Origin of the sequence: Pseudarthrobacter sp. NIBRBAC000502771, from assembly GCF_006517215.1 — a bacterium.
In the GTDB taxonomy this organism is placed as follows: Bacteria; Actinomycetota; Actinomycetes; order Actinomycetales; family Micrococcaceae; genus Arthrobacter; species Arthrobacter niigatensis.
On record NZ_CP041187.1, the window covers coordinates 804,163 to 825,769 of the forward strand.

Consider the following 21,607-nt stretch of genomic DNA (forward strand, 5'->3'; position numbering starts at 1 on the left):
GAACCGTTTGGCGGCTCAGGGCTCGCCGAAGCCGGCCTCCACCAGGCCCCCGACATACTCCACGGCCTTTTCCGCGTCGGCGCCCCAGGCTTCAACGTGCAGCACCGTACCCTTGCCTGCCCCGAGCGTCATCAGGCCGGTCATGGACGCTCCGTCCACCCCGTTGATGGTGACCTCAGCGTCAAGGGAGGCCAGGCCGCCTGCCACTTTCGCGGCGGGCCGGGCGTGCATGCCTGCCTGGTTGACCAGTTCGAAATCGCCGGTGAAGTCAGGGGCGGCGCTGGTGGGAGATTCAAGGTGGTCCGTTCCGCCGGCGGCCGGTGCCGGCTGGCCGGCGGGGATCCCCGCGCCTTCGGCCGCCTTCCGGACCGCCTGCACATCTGCTCCACCCTGCGCGGCGACGGCCGCGGCCACCAGTCCTTCCACCAGTGGTGCGTCGGCGAGCAGGACGCCCTCGGGGTTCTCCAAAAACTCGAGGGCCGATTCCGCGGTCATCACTGCTGATCCCAGGTCCGTGAGCACGACGGTGCCCTCCGCACCAGCCCCTGCCGCCTGCCCACTGGCTGCTTCCAGGGCGGCGAGGACCTTCTCCAAGCTGGTGCCGATTCTGCCATCATCGGTGCCGCCGGCTGGCAGGATCACCACGTCCGGTGCCATTTGGGCGGCCAGTTCCACGGCGCCGTCGGCAATCTTTGCGCTATGGGACACCACCACGATGCTTACGGTCACGCAGCTGCCCCAACGGCCGCGCGCAGGATCAAAGCGCTGGAGGCTGCCCCGGGGTCCCGGTGGCCAGCGCTGCGTTCGCCAAGGTAGCTGGCGCGGCCTTTCCGCGCCACCATGGGGTCGGTGGCCACCGCCCCTGCCTCGGCAGCCTCAGCGGCGGCCACCAGGACGCCCAGAACATCCGTACTGCCGCCGTCGGCTGCCGCGCGGGCAGCATCAACCGCCGGCGTCCACGCATCCACCATGGTCTTGTCCCCGGACTCAGCCTTGCCGCGCGCCACGATCCCGTCCCGGGCCGCTGCCAGGGCGCCTGCCCAGGCGGAGGCATCAATTTCTGCGGAATCACCCAGGGCGGTGGCAGCGCGAAGGAACGCGGTCCCATAAAGGGGGCCGGCGGCACCGCCCACCTTCGACATCAGGGTCATGGCGGTCATCTTCAGCGCGGCCCCCGGCGTCTCCGGCGTCGATTCGCCCAGTTTGGCAAGGACCGCCTGGAAGCCGCGGTCCATGTTCTCGCCGTGGTCAGAGTCCCCGATGGCGCGGTCCAGCTCGATGAGTTCGACGCGGTGTTCAGCCATGGCCTGCGCGCACAGCGTCAGCCACTTCACGGCCCAGTTTGCATCAAGCACCACGGCTACACGCCCCAGCGCAGGGCGGCGGTGTGCACGGGGGCGTCCCAGAGTTCCGTGAGCTCGTCGTCGAGCCGGAGGACCGAGATGGAGCAGCCCTGCATCTCCAGTGCGGTGATGTAGTTGCCCACCAGTGTCCGTTCCACGGTGGCGCCCGCGTCAGCCAGGACCTGCACTGCCCGCCGGTACACGATGTACAACTCGCTCAGCGGCGTGCCGCCCATGCCGTTGACGAAAAGCAGGACCTTGTCCCCGGAACTGATCTTGAGGTCGGCCAGCACGGGTTCCAGCAGGCGGTTGGTGATGCTGTCGGCGTCTTCCATGGGAATCCGGTGCCGGCCGGGTTCGCCGTGGATACCGATCCCAATTTCGATCTCGTCGTCGGCGAGGTCGAAACTTGGCGTGCCCGCGTGCGGCACCGTGCAGGCCGACAGTGCGACGCCCATGGTCCTGACGTTGGCGTTGACCCGTTCGCCGATGGCGGCCACCGCGTCCAGGCTGTCGCCACGCTCGGCGGCAGCACCGGCAATCTTCTCCACGAGGACGGTGCCGCCCACCCCTCGGCGGCCGGCGGTGTACAGCGAGTCCTCCACCGCGACGTCGTCGTTGACCAGTACGGTCCGGACGCTCACCCCCTCAGCCTCGGCCAGCTCGGCCGCCGTCTCGAAATTCAGGACGTCCCCGGTGTAGTTCTTGACGATATGCACGACGCCGGCACCTGAGTTGACGGCGAGGGTGGCGGGAAGGATCTGGTCCGGGGTAGGTGAGGTGAACACAGCCCCGGGCACCGCGGCGTCGAGCATTCCCTGTCCCACGTAACCGGCATGCAGCGGCTCGTGCCCGCTGCCGCCGCCTGAAACCAGCCCCACCTTGCCGTCCACTGGCGCGTCCTTGCGCGTGATGTAGATGGGGTCTTCACTGACGGTGACCAGTCCGGCGTGCGCCAGGCCGAAGCCCTGCACAGATTCCTGGACGACGGATTTTGGATCGTTGATGAGTTTCTTCATGGCGGTGCTCCTGGCTGTGCTCCTGAAGGATGTGTCTCCGACCCTACTACCGGCATCACGGCTGGCGGTAGGTTCCTCCGGCCCCGGTTTTCCGGCCGCCCGCCAGGGCAACCGGTCCGGGACGCAGCAAAGGGACAGCCCCCAATGACTGTCCCTTTCCTGAGGCCCCCCACATACCGGCCTCCAGAAGTTTATCCATCAATTCGAATAAAGCAAACAGGCGTTTGCCCTGGTGGAAGGCCCGGCTTCCTAGAGGGTGCGGATCATCCGGGTGTTGCCAAGGGTGTTGGGCTTGACCCGCGCCAGGTCGAGGAATTCGGCCACACCTTCGTCATGCGAACGCAGGAGCTCCGAATATACTTCCGGGTCCACGGCGGACTGGTCCGCCATCACCTCGAAGCCGTGGCGCTTGAAGAAGTCCACCTCGAAGGTCAGGCAGAAGACCCGGGACACCCCGAGGGCCCGGGCCTCCTCCAGCAGGCTTTCCACCAGGACGTGCCCCACTCCCTTGCCGCGCCATTGCCCGGACGCGGCAAGGGTTCGGATTTCAGCGAGGTCCTCCCACATGACGTGCAGGGCCCCGCAGCCGATCATTTCGCCGTCGCTGGACTCAGCGATGCGGAACTCCTGCAGGCTCTCGTAGTACGCCACCGTCTCCTTCGCCATAAGGATGCGCTCCTCAGCCAGGGGAGCCACAAGCTTCTTGATGGCGTGGACGTCGCTGGTGCGTGCTGGGCGGATGTGGAAGGAGTCGGTCACTAGGCAATCCTACGAGGCGCAGGAGCGGCCGGGAGCCTACAGCCCCAGTTCCGCGGGCAGCTCGAGCTCCTGGCCCAGGACGTTCTTTGCCAGGAACCACTCCACCACCTGGTACCAGACCTTGGCGTGCTGGGGCTGGAGGACCCAGTGGTTTTCGTCCGGAAAGTAGAGGAACCGGTGCGGGGTCTGCCCGTCCTGGTCCGCTGCCAGCCGGGACTTGGACAGGAGCTCGTACCAGAGCCGCAGGCCTTCCCCGATGGGCACGCGGTAGTCCTTGTCGCCGTGGATCACCAGCATGGGCGAACTGATCTTCTCCGCGTGCAGGTGCGGTGAATTCTCCAGCGCCATCTCTTCGGTCATTTCCTTCAGCCAATACTGCGAGGCATCCGTTGTGGGTCCAAACTGGTCCAGCGCCCACAGGCTGGCGTGGGTGACCACGGCCTTGAACCGGTCCGTGTTCCCCGCCACCCAGTTGGCCATGTACCCGCCGAAGGAGCCTCCCATCGCAGCGGTCCGGGCTTCATCGATGTCCGGCCGTTCCACTGCGGCGTCCGTGACGGCCATGAGGTCCGTGAACGGCGCCTTGCCCCAGGCTCCCCAGCCGCGCTGGATGAAGGCCTGGCCGTAGCCCGTGGACAGTGCCGGGTCCGGCAGCAGCACCGCGTAGCCCTTTGCCGCCAGGAGCCACGGGTTCCACCGCCAGGTCCAGGCGTTCCAGGATCCCAGCGGGCCGCCGTGGATCCAGAGCAGCATCGGCGCGGGCGCCTCTGCTGATGCGCCCTCAGGCAGCGCCAGGTAGGCCGGAACCCGGGAGCCGTCCGGAGCCGTGGCGGCAATCCGCTCCAGCCGGCCCGGGCGGGACGGCCGTTCGGCAGGTGCCGGCAGGCGGGTGGTTTCCCCGGTGGCCACGTCGATCCGCACGGCTTCGGGCGGGAATTCGTACGAGCTGCGCAGGGCGTAGGCATAACGGCCATCCGGGGAGACTACGACGTCGGAGTAGGCGGCAGCGTCCTGCGTCACCCGGGCGATGCCCACCTCAGCCGCAGCCGCCGGAACGCTGACCCGGAAAACCGGCGACGCGCCGTCGTCGTCGGCTGTGACCAGGAGGGCGGACCCGTCTGGAAGCCACGCTGCCGGCTTGGGCCAGCGGTCCCAATCGTGGGCAAGGGGCTGGAGGCCGCCGGGCTCCCCCGCTCCGCCGGAGACGTCCAGGAGGTGCATCCTGATCTCTGGAGCCTGTTGCGGGGTGGAGTCGCTTTCGCTGAGCACCACCAGGGTCTTGCCGTCCGGGCTGACCGGACCCGGGAAATAGCTCATGCCCGCCTGGTCCAGGAGCACCTTGAGGCTTCCCGATGCCACATCCACCGCCACCAGGACGGAGCGGCTGTCCGCCCTGGCGAGGGGTCTGGTATAGCTGCTGTAAACGGTCTTCCCGTCCGGGCTGACCACTGTCTCAGCTTCCCTCAGCCGCGGGCCGGCAGCGGGCGTAAGGTTGCGCAGGACCAGGGGCGCAGTGGCGTCAACGGTTTTGGGCTTCCCTTGCTCCTTTTCTTCGCCGGTTTCCACGGCGAAGATCCGCGGCTGGCCGGGACCCAGGTCGGCGTCCCAGTATCGCACCGGGTACTCGCTGTGCAGGATGGCCGAAACCTTTTTGTCCTTGCGGGATTTGCGCCGTTCGGCGTCGTCCTCCTCATCCGCGGAACCTGCCAGGACCTCGGCGGCCACGAATGCCGCATCAGCGTTCCTGGCGGTCATCACCTTCCCGACGCCGCCGGGCCGGCTGAGGACCACCCTTGCTTCCCCGCCGTCTGCCGGAAGGAGCCAGAGGGCGTTGACCGGCTCTTCATCGGGGCTGTCCGGATCGGGCCGCGCGGATGTGAAGTAGACATCGCCGTTCGCGGCGAACGCCGCGCCGGCCTCGCCCTTGGCACTGCGGGTGATGCGCCGGGCATGCTTTTGCCCCGCCGGGTCCAGCTCCCACAGCGCACTGGCATATTCGGTGCCCTTGCCGTTCAGGGTACTGACGGTGGTCACCAGCCGGGAGCCGTCGGGACTCAGGGCAAGGCCGCTTACCCGCGGAATGGACAGGTAGTGGTCGAGGTCGTGGAAGGGGGTCAGTGGTTGCTCGTCCGGGATCGCCGGATTCTGATTAGCCATGCCCCGATTCAACATGGTTTGTGCCGCCGATCACAATGCGGAAGCCCCGCCGCTCCTTGCGGAGCAGCGGGGCTTGCGTTGTGGAACTTAGACGCTCGGGGCGATTTCCGGGATGCGCGGCTTGGCGTTGCCGGCGAAGGTGAACTTCGCGTCGTCGCCTTCGCCTTCGACATCCACCACGACGATGTCGCCGGTGTGGATCTCGCCGAAGAGGATCTTCTCGGAGAGCTGGTCCTCGATCTCGCGCTGGATGGTGCGGCGCAGCGGCCGGGCACCCATGGCGGGATCGTAGCCGCGGGTTGCCAGGAGCACCTTGGCGGCCTTGGTGAGCTCGATGCCCATGTCCTTGTCCTTGAGGCGCTTCTCCAGGCGGGTCACGAACAGGTCCACGATCTCGATGATCTCGTCCTGGGTGAGCTGCGGGAACACCACGACGTCGTCAACACGGTTCAGGAACTCGGGGCGGAAGTGCTGCTTGAGTTCCTCCGTGACGCGGGCACGCATGCGGTTGTAGCCGGTCTGCGTGTCGGTGCCGGACTGGAAGCCGGTGGCAACGCTCTTGGAGATGTCCCGGGTACCCAGGTTGGTGGTCATGATGATCACGGTGTTCTTGAAGTCCACCACGCGGCCCTGGGAGTCGGTCAGGCGGCCGTCTTCCAGGATCTGCAGCAGCGAGTTGAAGAGGTCCGCGTGGGCCTTCTCAACCTCGTCGAACAGCACCACGGAGAACGGACGGCGGCGGACCTTCTCGGTCAGCTGGCCACCCTCTTCGTAGCCCACATAGCCCGGAGGGGCACCGAAGAGCCGCGAAACGGTGTGCTTCTCGGAGTACTCGGACATGTCCAGCGTGATGAGGGCGTCCTCTTCACCGAACAGGAACTCGGCGAGTGCCTTGGCGAGCTCGGTCTTGCCGACGCCGGTGGGGCCGGCGAAGATGAACGAGCCACCGGGGCGCTTGGGGTCCTTGAGCCCTGCACGGGTACGGCGGATAGCCTGGGACAGTGCCTTGATGGCCTCGTCCTGGCCGACGACGCGCTTGTGCAGTTCATCTTCCATCTTGAGCAGGCGCGAGGACTCTTCCTCGGTCAACTTGAAGACGGGGATGCCGGTAGAGTTGGCCAGCACCTCGGCGATGAGATCCTCATCCACCTCTGAGATGTCATCCATGCCGCCGGACTTCCAGTGGCGTTCCTTCTCCGCGCGCTCGGAGATCATCTTCTGTTCCTTGTCGCGGAGCGAAGCGGCGCCTTCGAAGTCCTGCGCGTCGATGGCGGATTCCTTCTCCATCTTCAGCTTGGCGATGCGCTCGTCCATGGCCTTGAGCTCCGGCGGAGCGGTCATGCGGCGGATGCGCAGCCGGGCGCCGGCCTCGTCGATCAGGTCGATGGCCTTGTCCGGAAGGAAGCGGTCCGAGATGTAGCGCTCGGCCAGGCTTGCAGCGGAGGCCAGGGCGCCGTCGGTGATGGTGACGCGGTGGTGTGCCTCGTACCGGTCACGCAGGCCCTTGAGGATCTCGATGGCATGCGCCACGGAGGGTTCCTTGACCTGGATCGGCTGGAAGCGGCGCTCCAGGGCAGCGTCCTTCTCGATGTGCTTGCGGTACTCATCCAGCGTGGTGGCACCGATGGTCTGCAGCTCGCCGCGGGCCAGCATGGGCTTGAGGATCGAGGCTGCGTCGATGGCGCCTTCGGCGGCACCGGCACCCACCAGGGTGTGGATCTCGTCAATGAACAGGATGATGTCGCCGCGGGTGCGGATCTCCTTGAGGACCTTCTTCAGGCGCTCTTCGAAGTCACCGCGGTAGCGGGAGCCTGCCACCAGGGAGCCAAGGTCCAGGGTGTACAGCTGCTTGTCACGGATGGTCTCCGGAACGTCGCCGCGGACAATCGCCTGGGCCAAGCCTTCGACGACGGCCGTCTTGCCGACGCCGGGCTCGCCGATGAGGACTGGATTGTTCTTGGTACGGCGGGAAAGGACCTGCATGACGCGTTCCATTTCCTGCTCGCGGCCGATGACCGGGTCCAGCTTGTTCTCGCGCGCAGCCTGGGTCAGGTTGCGGCCGAACTGGTCCAGGACCACGGACCCGGCGGGAGCGCCCTCGGGCTGTCCGCCGCCGACGCCTGCGCCGGTGGTTTCCTTGCCCTGGTAGCCGGAGAGGAGCTGGATGACCTGCTGGCGGACCCGGTTGAGGTCGGCGCCGAGCTTGACCAGCACCTGCGCGGCAACGCCTTCACCCTCGCGGATGAGGCCGAGCAGGATGTGCTCCGTGCCGATGTAGTTGTGGCCCAGCTGGAGGGCTTCGCGCAGCGAGAGCTCCAGTACCTTCTTGGCACGGGGGGTGAAGGGGATGTGGCCGGAGGGAGCCTGCTGGCCCTGCCCGATGATCTCCTGCACCTGCTCGCGAACGCCGTCGAGCGAAATGCTCAAGGACTCAAGAGCTTTGGCGGCAACGCCCTCACCCTCATGGATCAGACCCAAGAGGATGTGTTCGGTACCGATGTAATTGTGGTTCAGCATGCGTGCCTCTTCTTGGGCAAGCACAACTACGCGACGGGCACGGTCCGTAAATCGCTCAAACATTTCGCCACACTCCTAGCTACGACGTACTTTGATGCTACGTGGCCGCCCCTGTGTTGTGGAGCGTGTTCGCCACAGGGGAAACATGGGTCGTCCGGGAATATTGCCGCGCCGCCTTCCACGGACTCCGGCGGCCGGGCATCAGCGGACAGACGAGCCCTCCAGGCAGCCCTTGTCCCACGCCGGGTGATGGGCCATTCTTGGCCCTAATGGCGGCCTTAAACGCTCCAGCGGGAGCAACAAGGGCACCGTGAATCAGCGGGAAGGGCGGGAACATGTCGCAGGTGGACCTGGAACGCGTCAGGCGCCCGGCGGGGGTTGCCCTCGCCGCGGGTGCGGTTTGGTTGGCCGGCATCAGCCCGGTGCCGGGGGTATACCTGGAACCCGACGCTGCGCGGCGGCTCGAGATGCTCCGTAAAGGGCAGCGCTGGTGGGTGGCCGGACAACATGTGGCCGCGGCGGGGACGGCTGCCATGCCCGCGGCGTTTGCCCGGCTGGCACTGGCCCTCCCGCCCGGAAGGAGCAGGGCACTCGCCGGCACAGCCGCCGTCGCACTTGCCGCCGGGGCGCCGTTTTTTGTGTCCGAACTTGCAATGCGTGCGTCGGACCTGGAGCGCTTCGCGGCTCGCCGCTTCCCGGCGTGGCCGTTCTACGCCTATGCGTGGCTGCATGTGCTCGCGCTCGGGTCCCTGTCCGGCACCCTGGCAACCTTGCCGCACCGGAAAAAGGAAGCGGCAGCGCTGGCCCTCGCCAGTGCCGGGTGTGGAGTGGCACTGGCGAAAACGGGTGATATTCCGCCTTTCGTGTTCTATGTCGCCGAGCAGTTTGCTGCCGGCAGCCTGCTGCGCCGTGGATCGCACAGCGGTGAATCCCCGGCCGGGGCGCGGGAGTAATTACGCCCGTACCGCTAAATACCTGCAGCCAGCCAAAAGCCCTGCCTCCCGAACTTGGGAAGCAGGGCTTTTTAGTCAGGCGACGCGCGTACCTAGGAATTTGCCTTTTGGTAGGCTTCCTGGATTTCGGCCTGAATTCGGCCGCGGCTGTTAACGGTGTACCCGTTATCCCGGGCCCATTGCCGGATTTGCGCCGAATCGTGGCTGCGGCCCCCCGGGGCGGCTTTTGCCCGCTGGGCGCGGCCGCCGGATGCCTTGCGTGCGGCAGTGATGAACCTCTCCAGTGAAGACCGAAGTTCAGCGGCATTGGCTGCGGACAGGTCAATCTCATAGTTGACCCCGTCGAGGCCAAACTTCACATTCTCGTCTGCGGATCCCCCATCCAGATCATCAACGAGGATGATGTTTACTTTCTGTGCCATTAAAGTCTTCCTCTTGCTGGAAAGTCGGTTTTCAGAAAAGCAGGATGTTTCCCGAAAAAAGTATGACTCTTATCTTGGCAACGCGTCAAAGCGCCTAATGGTTCCTTGGGGATAAAGGCAGAAAGTAGGGGGTTTTTAGCTATTTTGATTCGGGACCTTGGCGGTCCGTGGGCCGCACGGCAAGCGAATCAGCTTCGGCCTGGGCGCGCGCTTCCGCCTGCCGTTCAGCCTTGTCCGCATTAAAGATCGCCTTCATGGCAAACCAGAACAGCAGGCCCACCACAAGAGAGGGAAGGATAACTGCTACGTACTCCATGGTCAGTGCCCTTCAGGCTTCAATAAGGGGAAGAGGATGGTTTCGCGGATCCCGGCGCCGGTGAAGAGCATCACCAGGCGGTCGATGCCCAGGCCGATGCCACCCATGGGCGGGGCACCGTACTCGAGGGCGCGCAGGAAGTCCTCGTCCAGCTGCATGGCCTCGACGTCGCCGGCCGCTGCGTGCAGTGACTGTTCGGTAAGCCGTTCGCGCTGGATCACGGGGTCGATCAGTTCGGAGAACGCGGTGCCGCGTTCCATGCCGCCGATGATCAGGTCCCAGGCCTCGATCAGCCGGCCGTCTTCACGGTGCGGGCGGGCCAGCGGCTGGGCCGAGGGCGGGTAGTCGTAGACGAAGGTGGGGTTCAGCAGGGTGGGCTCCACGATCTCACCGAAGAGCTCCACAGCCAGCTTCTCGGCGTCCCACTTGGGATCCACCTTGACCTCGTGCTTGGCCGCGATTTCCCGAAGCACCTCAGCAGGGGTGTCCGGCGTGATTTCCTGCCCAACGGCGTCGGAAAGCCCCGGGTAGACGGCCAGCCAGGTCCACTCGCCGTCGAGGTTGATCTCCCCCGCTTCGGTCTGGAGGACACGCCCGGCACCCACGGCGTCCGCGGCGTCGAGGATGATCTCCTTGATGCGTTCGGCCATAACGAACTGGTCCGCCCAGGCCTCGTAGCACTCGAGCGTGGTGAACTCAGGGCTGTGGGTGGAGTCCACGCCTTCGTTGCGGAACACGCGGCCCATGTCGTAGACGCGGTCGATGCCGCCCACGACTGCCCGCTTGAGGTAAAGCTCGGTGGCGATGCGCAGGGTCATCTTCTGGTCGAACGCGTTCATGTGGGTCTCGAACGGCCGCGCCAGGGCACCGCCGTGGACCAGCTGCAGGATGGGGGTCTCCACTTCCACGTAGCGGTGACGGAACAGCGTCTCGCGGATGGACCGGGTGATGGCGGCGCGGGTGTAGACCATTTCGCGGGCCTCGTCGCGGACCATCAGGTCCACATAGCGCTGGCGGACACGGGTTTCCTCGTTCAGGTCCGCGTGCAGCACCGGCAGCGGGCGCAGGGCCTTGGAGGCCATGGACCAGGAGTCGGCCATGATGGACAGTTCTCCGCGGCGGGAGGAGATGACCTCGCCCTTGATGAACACGTGGTCGCCCAGGTCCACCAGTGCTTTCCAATCCGCGAGCGCTTCCTCGCCCACGTTGGCCAGGCTCAGCATGGCCTGCAGGCGCGTCCCCTTGCCGTCGGTGCCGCCCTCCTGCAAGGTGGCGAAGCAGAGCTTGCCGGTGTTGCGGACGAAGACCACGCGGCCGGTAACGCCTACGGTGTCGCCCGTGGTCTCGTCAGCCTCAAGGTGGCCGTACTTCTCCCGGATCTCGGCGAGCGAGTGCGTGCGCTCCACTCCCACGGGGTAGGCCTCCGTGCCGCGCTCAAGAAGTTTGGCGCGCTTCTCCATGCGGATCCGCATCTGCTCGCTGGCGTCGATGGGCTCTGGGGCATTCTTGGGCGCGGGGGTGTTTTGGGAAGTCACAATCATCAAGTTTACCGGGATTTGGCTTGCGGGACTTTCAGCTGCCCTGCAGGCTTGCACCCTAGGATGGCCGGGTGAAAGAACGGGTACTTCCAACGCACGACGCCGGCAGGCTGGCTTTATACAGCTACGGCACCGAGGATGCTCCTGGCGAAAAGCGGGTGCTGTTGATCGGTGGAGCGTTCCTCACTGCCCTGATCTACCGGCCGTTCTCCATTGAGCTCGCGAAGGGCCTGGGTGATGGCTGGGCTGTTGACGTCTATGACCGCCGGGGCCGTGGCAACTCCTCCGAGCAGCCGCCGGGCTACTCCATGGCCACCGAGATCGAGGACGTGCGGACCGTGATGGATGCCACCGGCGCCCGGAACATCCTGGGCCACAGCCTGGGTGGGGCGGTGGCGCTCAATGCCGTACAGGAGTTCACCGGCACCGGGTACGTGCCGGACAAACTCGCGGTGTACGACGCCGCGGTGAACATCGACGGCAGCATCGACACCGCCTGGCTGGACGGATTCGAGGATGCCGTCAACAACGGCAGGGTTGGCCGCGCCCTGGCGTACATGAAGAAGGCCACCAGCCCCGGCTCCGTCATGGCACGGATCCCCGATCCCGTGCTGGCTGGCCTGATGGCCGTGCTGTCGCGGACCAAGGTGAACACCTTGTTCCGCGAGGTGATGCCCAGCGGAGTGGGTGAGCTGCGCGCGGCCTTCAACGAAAAAGACCACGCCCGCGATTTCAGCGTGCTGCCGTCCGGCACGCATTTCATGGCCGGCGGGAAGAGCCCCGACTATTACAAGGTGACCGCGGAACGGCTGCACGCAGCCGTTCCGGGCAGCACCCACCAGCTCTCGCCCAAATGCTTCCACGGGTCCATCCCGGCAGCGGTCAAAGAGCTCGTGGCTGACATCTCGGCGTACTTCAAGGACGAAGGTGCGGACGGAAAGCCCCGCCCGGATTCCTCCGGAGCTATTCCCGTCCACCGCGGCTGAACCCCGCGAGGGCGGCCTCCCCCAAGTCCCGCCACACCGTCCGGGGCTTCGGCTCTATGCTTCGGTCCGCCAGCCAGTCACCCCAGGCGGTGATGTCCTCCCCGCCGGCGGCGGCAACGGCATCACAGGCGAACCCGACGGCGGTGGTGCCGTCCGCCAGCCGCACGGATCCCAGGAGCATGGGTTCAGGGAGCGAGGCCAGGAATGTCCCCAAGGCAGCCTGTGAGAGCAGCCACTTCTCCCCCACCAGTTCCGCGCCGTTCTCGGACCGGTACACGCCGGGCTTGGGCGGAACGGTATCCAGTGCCACCATCCGGTAGCGCGCAGCGGTGCGGACGGGCCCGTCCCAGAAGGCGCCGAGTTCCTCAAGCTCCCGGGCCAGCGGCTGGCCCTTGCGGTGCGCGCCCACCACCACCAGCGGCAGGGCCGTTGCGCCGGCGGCGACCGGCCAGGGAATGGGCGACGACGGCCGGGCGGCTCCTGCGGCTGCCTCCAGTCCTCCGGCGCCCGCCGCCGCCCCGGCCGCGAAGAGTCCAGGCGTCGCCGGAATGGTTTCCAGCCGGCGGGCGATGTCCGCCGCCACAGCGTCATCGAACGCCCGGCCCACCACCGTGACGCCGAACTGGGCGCCATCCACCTCGCCGGCCGGGACAGCCACGGCACAAAGATCGAACAGGTTGCAGAAATTCGTGTAGGTGCCCATCAACGAGTTCACCCCCACCGGATCCGCGGCCACCTCGGCCAAGGTGGGGTGGAACGGTGCCGTCGGAACCAGGAGGGCATCGAAGCCCTGGAGGCGGGCCATGGCGGTGGCCTTCAATTCCTCCAGCCTGGCGGTGTCGGCGACGTACCGGGAGGCGGACACCGTACCGGCAGCCCGGATGATGCCTTCCACGGTGGGATCGATGCCCGCACGGCCGTCCGTGCCGGCGTCGTGCCTTGCCAGGAAGTCCCCCACTGCAGCGTGGCGTTCGGCCACCAGCGCTCCGTCGTAGAGCAGCCGTGCTGCCTGCAGGAACGCGTCGAATTCGATCGCTTCGGCATCCACCCCGCTGGAGCGCAGGCGGTCAACCTGCCGCTGGAATTCCGCAGCCCACCCAGGCGGCAGGGCCGGGAGGCTCGCGGGGTAGGCCACCCGGGGCCGGGACGGCGCTCCGAGCTTTGTGTCCGCGGGCCACGCGCGGGCACCGCCGGCCATGATGCCCATGGCCAACTCGGCCGAGGCCAGGTCCCGGGCGAAAATCGTGACGGCGTCCCAGGACCGGCAGGCCGGCACCACCCCTGCCGTGGACACCAGGTTAAGCGTTCCCTTGATGCCCACGATGCCCTGCAACCCGGCGGGAACCCGGCCGGAGCCTGCGGTGTCGGTGCCGATGGCGATGTCCACCAGCCCCAGCGCAACGGCCACGGCGGACCCGGAACTGGACCCGCCGGAGATGTACTCCGGCCGGCGGGAGTCCCGGACGGCGCCATAGGGGCTGCGCGTCCCCACCAGCCCGGTGGCGAACTGGTCCAGGTTGGTTGCGCCCAGGACCAGGGCACCGGCGGCGCGGAGCCGCGCCACGGCTTCGGCATCCTGCTCCGGCACGTAGGCGAAGCCGGGGCAGGCAGCCGTGGTGGGGATCCCGGCCACGTCAACGTTGTTCTTGACGGCCAGCACCAGCCCGGCCAGCGGCAGGTGGGCACCCCGGGCAACGGCGGCGTCGATGGTTGCCGCTTCGGCCACGACGTCCTCGCGGCCGCGGAGCGTAATCCAGATTTCCGGGCGGTCCACGGCGTCAACCGCGGCCAGTGCTGCTTCGGCGCGCCGCGTGGCGGCGCCGGCGGGTGCCGGGTTCATACCGTTGCCCCTTCCAGTTCCAGGTCCTTCAGCTCGAGCGGCGCGAGGTCGCTGCCGCCGAGGACAACCACTGCCTCGCCGGCAACCACCTGCGAACCCGCCATGGGCAGGACCCGGAGCACCACACCGTCACACGGCGCCTCCAGGACTGTTTCCATTTTCATTGCCTCCAGTGACACCAGGGGCTGCCCCTTGGCCACGCGGTCGCCCTCGGCCACATCCACCTTCCAGACGCTCGCGGCGAACGGAGCGGAGACCAGCGACCCGCCGTCCGGAACAACCACGTCATCCGATTCAGGGGCGGCCGCGGCGGCGAGCGCCTCGGCACGGTCGAACTCGCCGGCGTCAGCCCAGGCCTGCCGTTCCACTGCGAAGGCCGCGCCCTGCTTGTCCCGGAACACCTCGATGGACACGCGGTTTTCGGCCAGGAACTGTTCGTGCTCAGCGAGCGAGAACCTGCCGTCCTCGATCTCCACGCCGCGGCCGCGGCCGGCCGCCATGTCGGCGCGCAGGTCCAGGAGTTCCTCCGGGCTGACGGGGTACCAGGAAATCCGGTCGAAGAAGCGGAGCAACCAGGGCGATCCGGGTTCGAACGGAGCGGCATCGGCGTACCGGGACCACACCTGGGTGGTGCGGCCCACGAACTGGTAGCCGCCGGGGCCCTCCATCCCGTAAATGCACATGTAGGCGCCGCCGATGCCCACCGCGTTCTCCGGGGTCCAGGTGCGCGCCGGGTTGTACTTGGTGGTGACCAGGCGGTGCCGCGGGTCCAGCGGCGTGGCCACGGGCGCACCCAGGTACACGTCGCCCAGGCCCAGGACCAGGTATTCGGCGTTGAAGACGGTGTCGAAGACGTCATTGACGGAGTCCAGGCCGTTGACCCGGCGGATGAACTCAATGTTCCACGGGCACCAGGGTGCATCATCGCGGACGCCTGCCATGTAGCGTTCGATCGCCTCGCGGGTGGCGGGGTCGTCCCAGGACAGCGGCAGCCGGACGGTGCGGCTGGGAACCACCAGCTCGGAGCTCGCCGGCAGGGCCGCCTCGACCTCCTGGACCAGGCCCAGCAGCCGGCGGGTGGACAGGACGGACGGGTCCACCTTGATCTGCAGCGACCGGATTCCCGGGGTCAGGTCAACAATGCCGGGCACCCGGAGCGCTTCGATGTGCTGGTGCAGGGCGTGGACCCGGGCGCGCAGGCCCAGGTCCAGCACCATCTCGCCGTACTCCACCAGCAGGTTGTCATCGCCGGAGCGGCGGTACGTGACCGCGGGCCGGCCGGAACCTTCCGGCACCCGGCCCAGCACGCCGTCGTCGCCATCTCCGCGTGCCGGCCGCGGCGCTGCCGCTGCCCCTGCCGGAAGCTTCAGGGCGGCACTGCCGGACCAGCCGGCGTCACCAGGGAGCACCAGCTGGCGCCCGGGTCCCAAGTCAGCGGCCGACGGCGCCTGGCTGGCTTTGATGGGCACGAACCGGACCTTGTCCCCCGGGCGGAGCTGGCCAAGCTTCCAGCGTTCGGCCGTGACCACGGTGACGGGGCAGACGAACCCGCCCAGGCTGGGCCCGTCCGGGCCAAGCAGGATGGGGGTGTCGCCGGTGAAGTCCAGGGCGCCCACCGAGTAGGCGGTGTCATGGATGTTGGAGGGGTGCAGGCCGGCCTCGCCGCCGTCGGTCCGTGCCCAGCGGGGTTTGGGGCCGATCAGCCGGACGCCGGTGCGGGCGGAATTGAAGTGCACCTCATACTCCGCGGCATACAGTTCCTCGATGTCTTCGCGCTGGAAGAACTCGGGGGCGCCGTGCGGGCCCTCGGCCACGGCCAGTTCCCAGGTGGACACGAGGACTGGGCGGCTGTCGTCGGGCACCGCTGCGGCCGGCCCTGCGGCCGGTACCCCGTCCACCGTGACCGTGCGAAGTACGTCGCCGGCGCGCAGCACCCGCCCGGCGTGGCCGCCGAACTGGCCCAGGGTAAAGGTGGACGCGCTGCCCAGGTAGGCGGGAATGTCCAGGCCGCCCTGGAACAGGATGTAGCCGCGCAGGCCCTTGCCGGTGGCCGTGCCGGCGTCGAGCGTCCCGCCTGCAGGGACGGTCACGGGGGTCCACGCGGGCACCTCCGCGCCGTCCACGGTCACCGTGACCTCCGCGCCGGTGACGCAGACGGTGGTGGCCTGCGTGAACACCAGGCTCGGTCCAGTCATGGTGAACTCCAGGCCCGGGGCTCCTTCGGGGTTTCCCAGCGCCGTGTTGCCCAGGCGGAAGGAGAGGTCATCCATGGGGCCGCTGGGCGGAACGCCGATCTGCCAGAGCCCGGTACGTCCAGGCCAGTCCTGCACGCTGGTCTGCAGCCCGGGTCGTTCCACGGTGATCCGCGGCTCGGGGTCCCCCACGTTGTCCAGGGTGCTGGTGGAGTGCTCGACGGCGCGGACCACGTCCATGCCGCTCACGGCGCGGAGCAGCCCTAAGTTGGTCTCAATGCCATCGATCCGGGTGTTGCCCAGCGCAACGGCGAGGCGGTCGAAGGCCTCGGTGCGGCTTGCGCCGGAAGTGATGATTTTGCCCAGGAGGGGATCGTAGTTGGTGGAGACGTCGGTGCCCGTTTCCACCCAGGCATCCACGCGTGCTTCCGCCGGCCCCGGGTAGGCGGCGTTGGTGACGGTTCCGGCGCTGGGCTGGAAGCCGCGCGCCGGGTCTTCGGCGTAAACGCGGGCCTCCACGGCGTGCCCGGATACCGGCAACGCATCCGGCACGTCCGCCAACACCGTGTGGGCTTTGGCGCCGGCCTGGGCCAGGCGGAGCATCCATTCCACCAGGTCCACCCCGGTGACGGACTCGGTGACCGGGTGCTCCACCTGGAGCCGGGCGTTGACTTCCAGGAAGGAGGCTTCCTTGCGGGCGGAGTCGTAGACGAACTCCACCGTGCCGGCGGAGCGGTAGTTGAGGGAGGCGCAGAGGGCGCGGGAGCTGCGGTGCAGTTCCTCGCGCAGATCGGCGGGCAGGTCCGGGGCGGGGGCCTCCTCGAGGACTTTCTGGTGGCGGCGCTGGAGGGAGCAGTCCCGGTCGCCCAGGCTGACCACCCGGCCTTGGCCGTCTCCAAAGACCTGGACCTCCACGTGCCGGGCGTTCTCCACATACCGTTCGGCGAAAACCCCTGCGGTGCCAAAGCTGGCACCTGCCAGGCGGGCCACGCGGGGGAAGCTGTCCACGAGCTCGGCCTCCGTGCGGCAGACCGTCATGCCGATCCCGCCGCCACCGCCGGTGGCCTTGAGCATCAGCGGGAACCCAATGGTTGCGGAGGCCGCGACGGCGGCATCCACGTCGTCAAGCAGGCCGGAACCGGCGATCATGGGCACCCCCGCCGCCCGTGCGGCGTCGCGTGCGGTGTGCTTGGTTCCGAAGATCCGCAGCTGTTCGGGGGTGGGACCGACGAAGACCAGGCCGGCCGCTTCCACGGCCTCGGCGAAGGCGGCGTCCTCGGACAGGAAGCCGTAACCCGGGTGGATGGCACCGGCGCCGGTTTCCTTTGCCGCGGCCAGGATCGCCTCCACCCGCAGGTAGGACTCCTTGGCGGGCGCGGGCCCCAGCAGCACCGCCTCGTCGGCGAGCCGGACGTGCTTGGCACCCCGGTCGGCCTCGGAGAAGACGGCGATGGTGCGCAGCCCCAGTTTCCTGGCGGATTCGATGATGCGGCACGCGATTTCGCCGCGGTTGGCGATCAGGAGGGTGTCAAAGAGTTTTGTAGTGGTCACAGTGCAGCCTCCGGACGGGTGACGATCATGCGGACTGGCGTGGGGTTGAAGCCATTGCACGGGTTGTTGATTTGCGGGCAGTTGGAGACGAGCACCAAGGTGTCCACCTCCGCCTTCAGCGCAACGCGCTTGCCGGGGGCGGACAGTCCGTCGACGATCCCCAGGGCGCCATCCGGGTCCACCGGGACATTCATGAACCAGTTGATGTTGGACACCAGGTCCCGCTTGCCCAGCCCCCAGCGGGAGCCCTCGATCAGGAAGTTCTCCACGCAGGCGTGCTGTTCCCGGGTGTGCTGGCCGTAGCGGAGGGTGTTGGATTCCTGCGAGCAGGCGCCGCCGATGGTGTCGTGCACCCCCACTTCGTCTGCCACGACGGTCATCAGGGCAGCGCCGGTGTCGGCGCGCAGGACCGAACCGGTGGTGAGGACGATGGACTGCTGTGCGGCGATGGTGGCTGCCGCCGAGTAGCGCACGGTGGTGTCCCCGGCGGCGTAGAGCAGGCAGTCAACGGCCTGGTTGCCTTCCAGGTCCACGATGGTCAGCACGTCTCCGGCTGCCACCACTGCAGACCAGGGACCGCGGGCTGCTACGAATTCATCCAGGATCACGGTGCCGGGGGCGAGTGCCGTTCCTGCAGCGTCCGGGCGGGTCTCAATGGCGGTGTTCATCGGGCGTTCCTTGCGGTGAGATCGTGTTCGGTGTTGAGCAGGGCCTGCAGGTGTTCCGGAGCCAGCGGGCCAACCAGGCGGCCTGCTTCGAGTTCGCGAAGGTCCTGCGGCGCGTGCCAGGCCAGGATGTCCACGGCGGTTCCGGTGAACTCCCGGCGGGGGTCCAACGGGTGCGCGGTGTTGGCCAGGACCAGGACGGCGTCCAGGTGGAGAAGGAGTTCGACGGCGGCACCCGGGCCGGCGCTGCCGGTGAAGGTGATGCTGCCGGCCGGGTCAACGGCGATCCCCTTGAAGAGGGACAGCGAGGGAGCGACGTCCCGCGGACCCATCCCGTTTTTCAGGGCGCCCAGCGTGAGCAGTTCGCGCGCTGCCGGGGATGCGCTGTGGACTGCTCCGGCGCCGTATTTCGCGGTGTTGCCGGTGAGGGTGGTGGCACCCGTCAGGGCATCATGCCGGGAGGAGGTATCGGCCACGATGGTGGCCATCAACCGGCCGGCGTCGGACAGCAGCGGGTGCCCGGCAGCGGGATAGGCCTGCCACGGGACCTTGACGGTGTCGGCGACGTTCAATCGTTCGTGGGTGGCACCGGCGCGGTACAGGAGGGCGTGCACGCAGGCGTCGCCGGCGGTATCGGTGAGCCGGACCCGGGTGCCGCGCGCCAGGGACATGGTGGTGTAGCGGCCAAAGGCGACGGACTCCGCCCATGAGGGGGACTCGGCGTCGGGCATTCCAGCCAGGAGGCGCCCTGGCGCGGAGGCAGGCGGGACGAAGCGCATGGTTTCGGCGGTCTTGCCGTGCTGGTCCCTGGCGTGGGCGCGGGCGCCGGCCGTGGTGGCGGTGCCGGTGGCTGCCGTTTCGATGGTCTGTGTCATGGTCGAGTCCTGGTTTAGGTCGGGAACGATAGGGGGACGTGGGCGTCAGGCTTTGGCGGCTGCGAGGTTCCTGCGCCGGACCCAGACGCCCAGGAGCAGGACGGCGGCGACCATCAGCGGCGCGGACCACAGGAGCAGCCCGTTGTCGCCGGAGGGGTCGTACACCTCGGGCCGGGGCCAGGCGAGGTTGACCACCATAATGCCTCCGTAGAGGACGGCGAGGATGTTGACCGGAAGGCCCCAGCGGCCCAGGGAGAAGAGGCCTGCCGGCATGGTCTGGCCCACCCGCCCCCAGTCACCGCGGAGGCGGCTGACCAGCTGCGGGACGGTGACCAGGAGGTAGGCGATGTAAACCATCACGATGCAGACGCTGCACAGTGTGGTGAACAGGGCGGCGTTGCCGACGTTGATGGCCAGCACGGCAACTGCAAGGGCGCCGATCACGATGGAAGGCCACATGGGCGTCCCACGGGTGGGGTGGACGGAGGAGAGCAGGGCCGACGCCGGGAGCTTGCCGTCGCGGGCCATCGAGAAAACGAGCCGGGAACCGGCGGTCTGGATCGCCAGGGTGCAGACGAAGATGGCGATGGCAACGTCAACCAGCAGCACTTTGCCCCAGAAGGTGCCCAGGACTGCGGTGAGGACGTAGGGCAGGCCTTCGGTGGCAAGGCGGCCGTCGTCGAGGCTGGGTGCGGCCATCAGGGCGGTGATGATCATCAGGGCGCCCCCGATGCCGGAGATGAGCAGGGCGGAGAGGATGGTCCGAGGGGCGGTGCGGCGCGGGTCCTTGGTTTCCTCGGAGAGCTCCCCGGCCGAGTTGAAGCCCACCATGACGTAGGCGGCCATGAGCCCCGAGACCAGGAAGGCTCCCACGGCGCCGATGTCCGAGCCCTCAAGGACGGTGGTGTCCGCCACCACGTCCGGACCTCGCTGGGCCGCGCTGATGAGGGCCAGGATCACGGCTGCGACGCCGACGATTTCGCAGGTGACACCGACGGAGTTCACGTGCGCCATGAGCTTGACGCCCAGGGAGTTGATGATGGTGGTGGCCACCAGCAGGACGGCGCCCAGGATCACGGCGTTGGAAGCCCCGGTGACGGTGTTGAGGGCCGGGTCACCGCCCACCACCTGGAATCCGTCCCACAGCTGGGGCAGGACCACCTGCAGGGCAATGGCTGCGGCTGCCGCGGTGACCACCTGCGCGATGGCCATGAACCAGCCGGCAAACCAGCCCACGGCTTCCCCGCCGACGCGGCGCGCCCACTGGTAGACGGCTCCGGAGAGCGGGTAGCGGGCGGCGAGTTCGGCAAAGTTGAGGGCCACGAGCAGCTGGCCCACCAGCACTACCGGCCAGGTCCAGAAGAACGCGGGACCAGCGAAGGAGTAGCCGAAGGCGAAGAGCTGGAAGATGGTGGTGAGGATGGAGACGAAGGAGAAACCGGCGGCAAAGGAAGCGTAGCGGCCGAGCTTTCGGTGCAGGGTGGGCTGGTAGCCAAGGGACGTCAGGTCTGCATCGTCCTGGTGGACGGCGGGGAGAACGGTGGATGTCATGGGAATCTCCGGGCTGGAAAGGGATCTTGGGGGCGAAGCCTTCCGGCAGTGCAGCGCTCGGCCGAAGGCTGCGGATTACCGGTCACTTGATAGTTTTCCAGCGCGATGTCCCCAAACAGTTTCACCTCTGTAAAAGGCGGATAGACATCTTGTTTCGTGGACATTTCCGTCCCCTCACCGTTCCAGCAGGGCACCTTCGAGGCCGCCTTGCGGTGCAAGAATGAGTCGGTGACTTACGCCGGACCGGGACGCCCCCGCCACCAACAGCCATCACGGCCAGGCGCCACCGCTCGCGACGAAATCCTCGACGCCGCGGCGGAACTGTTCACCACCCAGGGTTTCGCCAGCACCTCCACCCGGTCCATCGCGGATGCCGTCGGCATCCGGCAGTCATCGCTCTACCACCACTTCAAGACCAAGGACGACATCCTTGAGGACCTGCTCGAGGGAACGGTGTCCGGCGGCCTGGAGTTTGCCCGGGCCGTGGCCGCGCTGCCCGCTGGCAGCGAAGGAACCGAAAGCCCGGCCGGGAGCCGGCTGCACGCCGTCGCGCTTTATGACGGCACGCAGCTGTGCAGCGCACGCTGGAACCTTGGCGTGCTGTACCACCTGCCCGAGGTCAGGAGCACCCGCTTTGCCCGGTTCCTGGCCGACCGGCACGAACTGCGGCGGCTATACGGGGAACTTGGCAACGGCCTGTCTGCCACCGCCTCCGGACCGGACGGCGGCGACTTCACCTTCCGCCTGGTCGAATCGCTGATCTACCTTCGCGCCGATGGAGCCACCAACGCGGAATCGGCTCTGCAGGCGGCGGATGCCGGGCTCATCCTCTGTGGACTCGGCGCGGAGCTCCCGGCCATCCGCACGGCCAGCAGGGAGCTGATCGGGCGGCTCGCCTGATTCCGGCCGAACCGGCCGGGATG

Annotated in this window: 17 protein-coding genes; 3 read left to right on the plus strand and 14 right to left on the minus strand. The window is 67.7% G+C overall.

All coding sequences use genetic code 11. The annotated features are described in order from the left end of the window. Window positions 1–15 precede the first annotated feature (15 nt). The 6 genes from dhaM to NIBR502771_RS03870 all read right to left on the minus strand — a co-directional run bounded on the left by dhaM (window position 16) and on the right by NIBR502771_RS03870 (window position 7,858). The gene (dhaM, locus tag NIBR502771_RS03845) at window positions 16–729 is read right to left on the minus strand and encodes a dihydroxyacetone kinase phosphoryl donor subunit DhaM (RefSeq protein WP_141158563.1); all 714 of its coding nucleotides are present in this window, start codon (window positions 727–729) and stop codon (window positions 16–18) included. Next, window positions 726–1,358 carry a dihydroxyacetone kinase subunit DhaL gene (gene dhaL, locus NIBR502771_RS03850; protein WP_141158564.1) on the minus strand — a complete coding sequence of 211 codons (633 nt, stop codon included), beginning with the start codon at window positions 1,356–1,358 and terminating at the stop codon, window positions 726–728. Before dhaL ends, dhaM begins: the two co-directional genes overlap by 4 nt. A 2-nt stretch (window positions 1,359–1,360) precedes the next feature. Next, window positions 1,361–2,362 carry a dihydroxyacetone kinase subunit DhaK gene (dhaK, locus tag NIBR502771_RS03855; RefSeq protein WP_141158565.1) on the minus strand — a complete coding sequence of 334 codons (1,002 nt, stop codon included), beginning with the start codon at window positions 2,360–2,362 and terminating at the stop codon, window positions 1,361–1,363. 249 nt (window positions 2,363–2,611) lie between these two features. Then, a complete protein-coding gene (locus NIBR502771_RS03860) occupies window positions 2,612–3,121 on the minus strand; it encodes an amino-acid N-acetyltransferase (protein WP_141158566.1) in 510 nt (169 codons plus the stop codon). Between the two features lie 36 nt (window positions 3,122–3,157). Beyond that, entirely contained in the window at window positions 3,158–5,278 is a 2,121-nt protein-coding gene (locus tag NIBR502771_RS03865; RefSeq protein WP_141158567.1) for a S9 family peptidase, read from the minus strand. An 87-nt stretch (window positions 5,279–5,365) separates the two neighbouring features. Next, the gene (locus tag NIBR502771_RS03870; protein ID WP_141158568.1) at window positions 5,366–7,858 is read right to left on the minus strand and encodes an ATP-dependent Clp protease ATP-binding subunit; all 2,493 of its coding nucleotides are present in this window, start codon (window positions 7,856–7,858) and stop codon (window positions 5,366–5,368) included. 272 nt (window positions 7,859–8,130) lie between these two features. On the opposite strand from NIBR502771_RS03870, the gene NIBR502771_RS03875 reads away from it, so the two are divergent. Beyond that, window positions 8,131–8,748: a hypothetical protein gene (locus NIBR502771_RS03875; RefSeq protein WP_141158569.1), complete on the plus strand. Its 618-nt coding sequence runs from the start codon at window positions 8,131–8,133 to the stop codon at window positions 8,746–8,748. A 92-nt stretch (window positions 8,749–8,840) separates the two neighbouring features. Here the strand turns inward: NIBR502771_RS03875 and NIBR502771_RS03880 are convergent, their stop codons facing one another. From NIBR502771_RS03880 to lysS, 3 genes are all read right to left on the minus strand, one after another. Then, a complete protein-coding gene (locus NIBR502771_RS03880) occupies window positions 8,841–9,170 on the minus strand; it encodes an Lsr2 family protein (RefSeq protein WP_141158570.1) in 330 nt (109 codons plus the stop codon). 139 nt (window positions 9,171–9,309) lie between these two features. Next, entirely contained in the window at window positions 9,310–9,486 is a 177-nt protein-coding gene (locus tag NIBR502771_RS20660) for a hypothetical protein (protein WP_168223198.1), read from the minus strand. A 2-nt stretch (window positions 9,487–9,488) separates the two neighbouring features. After that, window positions 9,489–11,027, minus strand: coding sequence for a lysine--tRNA ligase (lysS, locus tag NIBR502771_RS03885; protein ID WP_141158571.1), 1,539 nt, complete (start codon window positions 11,025–11,027; stop codon window positions 9,489–9,491). 68 nt (window positions 11,028–11,095) lie between these two features. Here lysS and NIBR502771_RS03890 point away from each other — a divergent pair, with 68 nt between their 5' ends. Continuing rightward, window positions 11,096–12,010 carry an alpha/beta fold hydrolase gene (locus NIBR502771_RS03890; RefSeq protein ID WP_246839803.1) on the plus strand — a complete coding sequence of 305 codons (915 nt, stop codon included), beginning with the start codon at window positions 11,096–11,098 and terminating at the stop codon, window positions 12,008–12,010. Here the strand turns inward: NIBR502771_RS03890 and atzF are convergent. The 5 genes from atzF to NIBR502771_RS03915 are packed head-to-tail and all read right to left on the minus strand — an operon-like array spanning window position 11,988 to window position 20,684. Continuing rightward, a complete protein-coding gene (gene atzF / locus NIBR502771_RS03895) occupies window positions 11,988–13,850 on the minus strand; it encodes an allophanate hydrolase (RefSeq protein WP_141158572.1) in 1,863 nt (620 codons plus the stop codon). The two genes, NIBR502771_RS03890 and atzF, sit on opposite strands and share 23 nt — an antisense overlap. Beyond that, complete coding sequence (gene uca, locus NIBR502771_RS03900; protein ID WP_141158573.1) at window positions 13,847–17,593, minus strand: urea carboxylase; 3,747 nt, start codon at window positions 17,591–17,593, stop codon at window positions 13,847–13,849. Before uca ends, atzF begins: the two co-directional genes overlap by 4 nt. Then, window positions 17,590–18,261, minus strand: coding sequence for an urea amidolyase associated protein UAAP2 (locus NIBR502771_RS03905; protein WP_141158574.1), 672 nt, complete (start codon window positions 18,259–18,261; stop codon window positions 17,590–17,592). The genes uca and NIBR502771_RS03905 overlap by 4 nt, the downstream gene beginning before the upstream one ends. Continuing rightward, a complete protein-coding gene (locus NIBR502771_RS03910; protein WP_141158575.1) occupies window positions 18,258–19,133 on the minus strand; it encodes an urea amidolyase associated protein UAAP1 in 876 nt (291 codons plus the stop codon). Before NIBR502771_RS03910 ends, NIBR502771_RS03905 begins: the two co-directional genes overlap by 4 nt. Window positions 19,134–19,178: 45 nt before the next feature. Beyond that, complete coding sequence (locus NIBR502771_RS03915) at window positions 19,179–20,684, minus strand: amino acid permease (RefSeq protein ID WP_141158576.1); 1,506 nt, start codon at window positions 20,682–20,684, stop codon at window positions 19,179–19,181. Window positions 20,685–20,912: 228 nt separating this feature from the next. Here NIBR502771_RS03915 and NIBR502771_RS03920 point away from each other — a divergent pair, with 228 nt between their 5' ends. Beyond that, complete coding sequence (locus NIBR502771_RS03920; RefSeq protein WP_141161398.1) at window positions 20,913–21,584, plus strand: TetR/AcrR family transcriptional regulator; 672 nt, start codon at window positions 20,913–20,915, stop codon at window positions 21,582–21,584. Window positions 21,585–21,607: the final 23 nt, after the last annotated feature.

What these genes read in the sequence shown, in the direction of transcription:
- dhaK (WP_141158565.1), bottom strand. Translation starts at nt 2,362, where the DNA reads ATGAAGAAACTCATCAACGATCCAAAATCCGTCGTCCAGGAATCTGTG.
- NIBR502771_RS03865 (WP_141158567.1), bottom strand. Translation starts at nt 5,278, where the DNA reads ATGGCTAATCAGAATCCGGCGATCCCGGACGAGCAACCACTGACCCCC.
- NIBR502771_RS03870 (WP_141158568.1), bottom strand. Translation starts at nt 7,858, where the DNA reads ATGTTTGAGCGATTTACGGACCGTGCCCGTCGCGTAGTTGTGCTTGCC.
- NIBR502771_RS03875 (WP_141158569.1), top strand. Translation starts at nt 8,131, where the DNA reads ATGTCGCAGGTGGACCTGGAACGCGTCAGGCGCCCGGCGGGGGTTGCC.
- NIBR502771_RS03880 (WP_141158570.1), bottom strand. Translation starts at nt 9,170, where the DNA reads ATGGCACAGAAAGTAAACATCATCCTCGTTGATGATCTGGATGGGGGA.
- NIBR502771_RS20660 (WP_168223198.1), bottom strand. Translation starts at nt 9,486, where the DNA reads ATGGAGTACGTAGCAGTTATCCTTCCCTCTCTTGTGGTGGGCCTGCTG.
- lysS (WP_141158571.1), bottom strand. Translation starts at nt 11,027, where the DNA reads ATGATTGTGACTTCCCAAAACACCCCCGCGCCCAAGAATGCCCCAGAG.
- atzF (WP_141158572.1), bottom strand. Translation starts at nt 13,850, where the DNA reads ATGAACCCGGCACCCGCCGGCGCCGCCACGCGGCGCGCCGAAGCAGCA.
- NIBR502771_RS03905 (WP_141158574.1), bottom strand. Translation starts at nt 18,261, where the DNA reads ATGAACACCGCCATTGAGACCCGCCCGGACGCTGCAGGAACGGCACTC.
- NIBR502771_RS03910 (WP_141158575.1), bottom strand. Translation starts at nt 19,133, where the DNA reads ATGACACAGACCATCGAAACGGCAGCCACCGGCACCGCCACCACGGCC.
- NIBR502771_RS03915 (WP_141158576.1), bottom strand. Translation starts at nt 20,684, where the DNA reads ATGACATCCACCGTTCTCCCCGCCGTCCACCAGGACGATGCAGACCTG.